This is a genomic window from Occallatibacter sp., assembly GCF_049802275.1.
Taxonomy (GTDB): domain Bacteria; phylum Acidobacteriota; class Terriglobia; order Terriglobales; family Acidobacteriaceae; genus Telmatobacter.
Map to the genome: position 1 here is coordinate 1 of NZ_JBARMD010000620.1, position 5,801 is coordinate 5,801.

The window sequence follows — 5,801 nt, forward strand, 5'->3', positions numbered from 1 at the left end:
GAGCAGCCCTTTGCCGGTCCCAATATCGCACTCGACTCCGGAACCGGAATTCCCAATGGCGACGGCAGCCCCTTCGGGAATGGCCGCGCCGTTACGGTCGTCCGTCCCCCCGCCCCCTCAAGCATTCGTCTGCCTTCAAAACTTGCTGAAGGCTTTCTGATCTACAAAAGCATCCCGCAATATCCCATCATCGCCAAAAGTGTAGGTGTGCAGGGCACCGTCGTTCTGCAGGCCATCATTTCGAAGGCCGGCACAATCGAAAACCTTCAGATCATCAGCGGACCGCAGATGCTGCAACAGGCCGCGATCGACGCCGTCAAAAACTGGCGCTACCGCCCCTATCTGCTCAACAACCAACCCGTAGAAGTCGAAACCACCGTAAGCGTGATTTTCAAACTCGAGCGATGAATCGCAAGTCGACGTTTCACTCTTCGCGCAGGCGCATCCAACCCAATGTGCCTGCGTTTTTCGTAGCCTTTCGGATGGCGCATCGCAAGGCCGACGATTGCAGATGATCTTTGCCCTCGCACAGCTCCATCGGCGACAATCGCATGTGCCATGCGAAATCTTACTCGTCGTGATTTTCTGATGTCCGCCTCCGCCGCCACCCTCGCCGCTGTCGCATCCAAAAGTTTCGCGGCTCCTGGCGTCCAACGCGTCTTCGTCGCTTCCGGCACACCCGAGGGCATCCGCTCTTTCGACTGGCATGCATCGAAAGGCGAACTCACCAGCGCAGGCGTTGCGGCTGAGATATCGACTGTCGACTGGATCTGCTTCTCGCCGGATCGGAGATACCTGTTTGCCGCATGCGAAGTTGAGAGCTTCAACGGCAAGCCTACGGGAGAGGTAGCCAGCTTTCGAGTCGATGACGGCAAACTCCAGCAACTCTCAGGACAAAACTCTGCCAGCAAGGGCACATGCCACTGCGCCATCGATCGCACTGGCCGTGTTCTTCTCTCAGCCGATTACGGCGGCGGCAGCGCTGCCAGTTTCAAAGTCACCGACGGCAAACTTAGCCCCCTCGTCTGGAGCGAGCACTACACCGTGCATGGCCCGAACCCCGATCGCCAGGAATCAGCGCACGCGCACTTCGCATCCTTCTCCCCCAACAATCGCTTCGCCTACATCAACGATCTCGGCGGCGACCTGATCCACATCTACAACTTCGACACGAAGACCGCAGTCCTCAAGAATGCGGGAGCCTACAAAGCAACACCCGGCTCGGGGCCGCGCACGCTCCACTTTCACCCCAACGGCTCCACAGCTTATTGCATGAACGAGCTGAACTCGACCGTGGACATCTTGAAGTGGAACGAGAAAGACGGCAGCCTCACCCGCATCGACACCGTGCATCTCCTTCCGCCGAACGCGCCGCTCCCCAATCCGAAGGATGCGCCGCAGGGAAACACCGGCTGTGACACCGTCATCACCAAAGATGGCCGCTTCGTCTACTTCGCCAATCGCGGCACTGATTTCCTTTACAGCTTTACAGCAGACCCCAAAACCGGCGCGCTGACGCCGATGGAGAGGACGAGCTCCGGCGGCAAGACCCCGCGCAACTTCACCCTCGATCCCACCGAGCGATGGATGCTGGTTGCCGATCAGAACTCGAACAATGTGGCTGTATTCTCGCGCAATGCATCCACTGGCAAACTCGCCAACGAAGGCAAGACTGTCGCGTGCCCAACACCGATGTGCATTGTGTTTGTTGCTATGTGGGGAGCGCCGCTCGACATCAAGGCCGTCCCAGCCTGAGCGGCAGAATTTCCGCCGAGACCTAGGCGCCCATCAGGGCCGGGCGCCGCATCGCAGCCACGCTCACCGGCGCGTCCTCAGCCTCTGAACCCGCTGCCGGTACATACGCCAGCTCCCAGGCCGAGCGGTCCTTCATCAGTTTTGCAACTAATGCCGTGTGCATCGCGTGTCCGGCGCGCTCGGCCACCACGAGCCCTTCAATCCGGCGTCCTGCGAGCGCCAGGTCGCCGATCAGATCCAGCACCTTGTGCCGCACATACTCGTCGCTGAAGCGCAGCGGCCCGTTTTCCGGGCCCCTCGGCCCCAGCACGATCGCGTTCTCTGGACTTGCGCCGCGAATCAACCCCATGTCGCGCAGCTTTTTCTCGTCCGTTTTATAGCCGAAGGTCCGAGCCGGGGCGATAAAGGTGCCATACGTCTCTGCCGCCAGGTCAATGCTCGTTTCCTGCTGTCCGATCGGAGCAGGGAAGTCAATTCTGTACTCGATCCGATACCCCGACCCCGGATACACCCCAATAAATTTGTCGCCCTCGCGTACTTCTACTGGCGCCAGGACCTTAATCGATTCGCGCTTTCTGCGTTGCGTCTTAATACCGGCGTCGCGGAAGGCTTCGACGTAAGGCAGCGCACTGCCGTCCAGAATCGGTAACTCCAGGTTATCGAGCTCGACAATGACGTTGTCCACGCCCATGCCGATCAGCGCGCTCAGCAGGTGTTCGGTCGTCGAAATCAGCACGCCCTGCCTCATCAAACTCGTAGCGTAGCTGACCTTCGCTACGTTGCGTCCCGTCGCAGGAATCTCAAAGTTGTCGAGGTCTGTACGCCGGAAAACAATGCCGGAACCCGCCGCCGCAGGTAGCAGCCGCATCGTCACAGGGGCGCCCGAGTGCAGTCCTACGCCTGTGAATTCCAGGGGCGCTGCGATCGTCTGCTCCAGATGCGCGGTCTGTGCCAATCAAGAACTCCAAAGCAATAAGAATACCAACGTGCAGGGGGCGGTAACCGTAAGATTAGACGCTGAATAGAAAAACGCGGTGTGGTAATTCTGCAACACTGCGCGCAATCGCCCGACCCATCCCGCCGCCCGAAGTACAAACTATTGCCAAATCAAGCTGATAGGCTCGGCACCCGATCGTAACCGGATAGTTATCAAATGCCTGCCCGGTGCTTCCGGAGTAAACCTCAGGGGGCGTTTACTCTCGATTTTCGCCAGAAATTCGCTATTGAGCGCCATTTGAACGCAGGATCGAAGGAAGCGATGTAATCGACAGTCACCTTGCTCCAGAAGTTTCATTCGCTGGTGTCGGAAGCGAATGGCAGTCGCGCAGTCGGCGAACCGGTTCAGTGCGCTTCCATCGCCGCCAGCACCGCGTCGGCAAATTGCGTCGTGCCGCAGGTGCCGCCTACATCGCGTGTCAGGCATTTGCGCTCGGCATAAACAGTTTCGAGCGCCTTCTGCACCTGATTGGCCGCTGCTTCCTCGTCAAGATGGTGCAGCATCAGTACCGCCGACTGCAGCAAGGCTGTCGGATTTGCGAGATCCTTGCCGGCAATGTCGGGCGCCGATCCGTGTACGGCTTCAAAGATCGCGCATTCATGGCCGAGGTTCGCGCCTGGTACAAGGCCAAGCCCGCCGACGAACGCCGCGCACAGATCGCTGACAATGTCGCCGTAGAGGTTTTCGAGCAGCAGCGTGTCGTACTGGTACGGATTCATCACCAGCTGCATGCAGGTGTTGTCGATGATGTGCTCGCCATAAAAGATCTCCGGAAATCCCTCCGATACCTTGCGGGCGCAGCGTAGAAACAGCCCATCCGACATCTTCATGATGTTGGCCTTGTGAATGGAGTGGATCTTCTTCCGCCCATGCTTGCGCGCATATTCAAAGGCGAACTTCGCGATGCGCGTCGAGCCTTTTTCCGTGATGACCTTGATGCTCTCGACCACGCCGGGAACGACTTCGTGCTCCAGCCCGACATACTCGCCCTCAGTGTTTTCACGCACGATGATCAGGTCGACGCCAGGCCATTTCGATTCAAGTCCGGGCAGATTCTTGATCGGACGGAAATTCGCGAACAAGTCGAATTGCTTGCGCAGCGTGACGTTGATGCTCTTGAACCCGCCGCCGATCGGCGTAGTCACAGGCCCCTTCAAGGCCACCTTATTGCGCGTGATCGAGTCGCTGAGGTCGGCAGGAATGTACTCGCCGAAAATCTCGAAGGCCTCCGCCCCGGCAGCAAAGCGCTCCCACTCCCACTTCACGCCGGTAGCTTCAAGAATGCGCACGACGGCCTGCGTAACTTCAGGGCCAATGCCATCGCCGGGAATCAGCGTTACTTTGTGTGTTTTTGTGTCAGTCATAATGAGCTGCTAGCTCCTAGCTTCTAGCTTAAAGGGTGTCTGTTCGGAGCCGCTCAGCCTCGCTCTGATAGTTGGAAGATATAGAAAGAAGTAGACTGCAATCTCGGTGTAAGGGAATCCGAAGATCAGCATCAGACCCCACAAGAATTTATCCCGAGGAGGTTGAGTTCCGCACCTGAATATGAAGAGGCCAATTCCGGCAAGCAGGGCAAACATCCCAAGACAGAGCGGTAAAATGGTCCAGTCAATCATTGCTGCAACGAAATGGTTTGATGGAGCGAAATTCCAATCGCAATATCTCAGATAAAGTAAAAAGGCGGAGGGTATTGTGCAGACGCCGAGAACGACAGCCGACTTTTGATTGAGGAGAAAACGCTCGGCCTGTGGCTGCGTAAAAAAGTCTTCGAACATCTACTTCTTGCCTTTCCCCGTCCGATGGCTTTCCAGCAGATCTTCCAGCTCTTCCTTGAACTCCCGCACATCCTTGAAGTCGCGATACACCGATGCGAAGCGGATGTACGCCACGGTGTCGAGTCCCTTGAGATGCTGCATGATCAGTTCGCCGATCTCGCTCGTTGTGCGCTCGCGCTCCGGTGCATCCATAAGATAGCTCTCGGTTGCGTCGACGACTTTTTCCAGCTGAGTCGAGGAGACAGGGCGTTTCTCGCAGGCGCGCAAAAGCCCGCTTAGGATTTTCTGCCGATCGAACCGCTCGCGGCGGCCGTCTTTCTTAACCACCATGTACGGGATTTCGTCGATGCGCTCGTAAGTGGTGAAGCGGCGAACGCACTTCTCGCACTCGCGCCGGCGCCGAATCGAATCGGCCTCTTTGCTTTCGCGCGAATCCACGACGCGATCTTGCAGGTATCCGCAGTAAGGGCACTTCATTCTAGGGAGATTCTACGGTATCGCCTGCAACTGCCTTTCCAAAGACCGCAACCTGCTCGCCAAGAATGAATTGCTGCGTCTCTAGGACATGCTGGAGCACCGCGAGCAGTTCCAGCAGTTGCGGCCCGCGTACTGGCCCTTCAAGCCCCCTCCTTAGCACCGATATTGGGGCAGATCAGGGTTTTGGCCCGAGAATCAGGCTTGCAGTCAGGGTGTTTGCCCCCCTGTGGGCCCCCGCGTAAGGCAGTTGCAAAGTAAATTGGACGGAGAGAGTTGAAAAGCTTCGTGAACCGCTATATTGTTGTCACATTGCGGGGTTTGGCGGCTCCGGGGATTCCGGCGCCGTCCCCGTTGTTTTGTCTTCTCACACGGGCGCAGCAGCTTTGCATCCAACCATCCTAGAAAAGAAGCAGGAGATCGGCATATGGAGAACAAGCCGGCACAGAACATTCAGGACACCTTCCTGAACACTGTTCGCAAAGACAAGACCCCCATTACGATTTATCTGGTCAGCGGCGTCAAGTTGACCGGAAAAATCCGCTCCTTTGACAAGTACTCCGTCTTATTGGAGAACAACAGCCAGGAGCAGCTCATCTTCAAACACGCCATCTCGACCGTGGTGAGCAACCGGAGCGTGATGCACACTGAGCATCGTCCTGCGCTGGCAGGAATGGGACCGGCCGCCGTGCCGGCGCCCGCGCCTCCAGCGGCTAGCGCGGAGCAGCGATAAGACAGGGAGCGCCCTCAATTGGCAGTTGAAGGCGGTGCCAGAGGCCGAGTCTCTTCGACGACCGATT

7 protein-coding genes are annotated in these 5,801 nt (G+C 57.7%); 3 read left to right on the forward strand and 4 right to left on the reverse strand.

Annotation, left to right across the window (positions count from 1 at the left end; all coding sequences use genetic code 11):
- Positions 1-408 (forward strand): energy transducer TonB (locus tag WA354_RS20995; protein ID WP_472814975.1); only part of this gene is annotated, 408 nt, incomplete at its 5' end.
- Positions 409-588: 180 nt separating this feature from the next.
- Positions 589-1,755, forward strand: coding sequence for a lactonase family protein (locus tag WA354_RS21000; protein WP_472814976.1), 1,167 nt, complete (start codon positions 589-591; stop codon positions 1,753-1,755).
- A 22-nt stretch (positions 1,756-1,777) separates the two neighbouring features.
- Here the strand turns inward: WA354_RS21000 and lpxC are convergent, their stop codons facing one another.
- The 4 genes from lpxC to nrdR all read right to left on the reverse strand — a co-directional run bounded on the left by lpxC (position 1,778) and on the right by nrdR (position 5,004).
- On the reverse strand, positions 1,778-2,710 hold the full coding sequence (gene lpxC / locus WA354_RS21005; RefSeq protein WP_472814977.1) for a UDP-3-O-acyl-N-acetylglucosamine deacetylase: 933 nt from the start codon (positions 2,708-2,710) through the stop codon (positions 1,778-1,780).
- 386 nt (positions 2,711-3,096) lie between these two features.
- Positions 3,097-4,116, reverse strand: coding sequence for an isocitrate/isopropylmalate dehydrogenase family protein (locus WA354_RS21010; RefSeq protein ID WP_472814978.1), 1,020 nt, complete (start codon positions 4,114-4,116; stop codon positions 3,097-3,099).
- A 9-nt stretch (positions 4,117-4,125) separates the two neighbouring features.
- Positions 4,126-4,527 carry a hypothetical protein gene (locus tag WA354_RS21015; protein ID WP_472814979.1) on the reverse strand — a complete coding sequence of 134 codons (402 nt, stop codon included), beginning with the start codon at positions 4,525-4,527 and terminating at the stop codon, positions 4,126-4,128.
- The gene (nrdR, locus tag WA354_RS21020) at positions 4,528-5,004 is read right to left on the reverse strand and encodes a transcriptional regulator NrdR (RefSeq protein ID WP_472814980.1); all 477 of its coding nucleotides are present in this window, start codon (positions 5,002-5,004) and stop codon (positions 4,528-4,530) included.
- A gap of 424 nt (positions 5,005-5,428) precedes the next feature.
- Between nrdR and hfq the strand changes: the two genes are divergently transcribed.
- Complete coding sequence (gene hfq, locus WA354_RS21025; RefSeq protein WP_472810603.1) at positions 5,429-5,734, forward strand: RNA chaperone Hfq; 306 nt, start codon at positions 5,429-5,431, stop codon at positions 5,732-5,734.
- Positions 5,735-5,801: the final 67 nt, after the last annotated feature.

Excerpts from the sequence above, each read along its gene's own strand:
- WA354_RS21000 (WP_472814976.1), top strand. The coding sequence starts at position 589 with ATGTCCGCCTCCGCCGCCACCCTCGCCGCTGTCGCATCCAAAAGTTTC.
- WA354_RS21010 (WP_472814978.1), bottom strand. The coding sequence starts at position 4,116 with ATGACTGACACAAAAACACACAAAGTAACGCTGATTCCCGGCGATGGC.
- WA354_RS21015 (WP_472814979.1), bottom strand. The coding sequence starts at position 4,527 with ATGTTCGAAGACTTTTTTACGCAGCCACAGGCCGAGCGTTTTCTCCTC.
- nrdR (WP_472814980.1), bottom strand. The coding sequence starts at position 5,004 with ATGAAGTGCCCTTACTGCGGATACCTGCAAGATCGCGTCGTGGATTCG.
- hfq (WP_472810603.1), top strand. The coding sequence starts at position 5,429 with ATGGAGAACAAGCCGGCACAGAACATTCAGGACACCTTCCTGAACACT.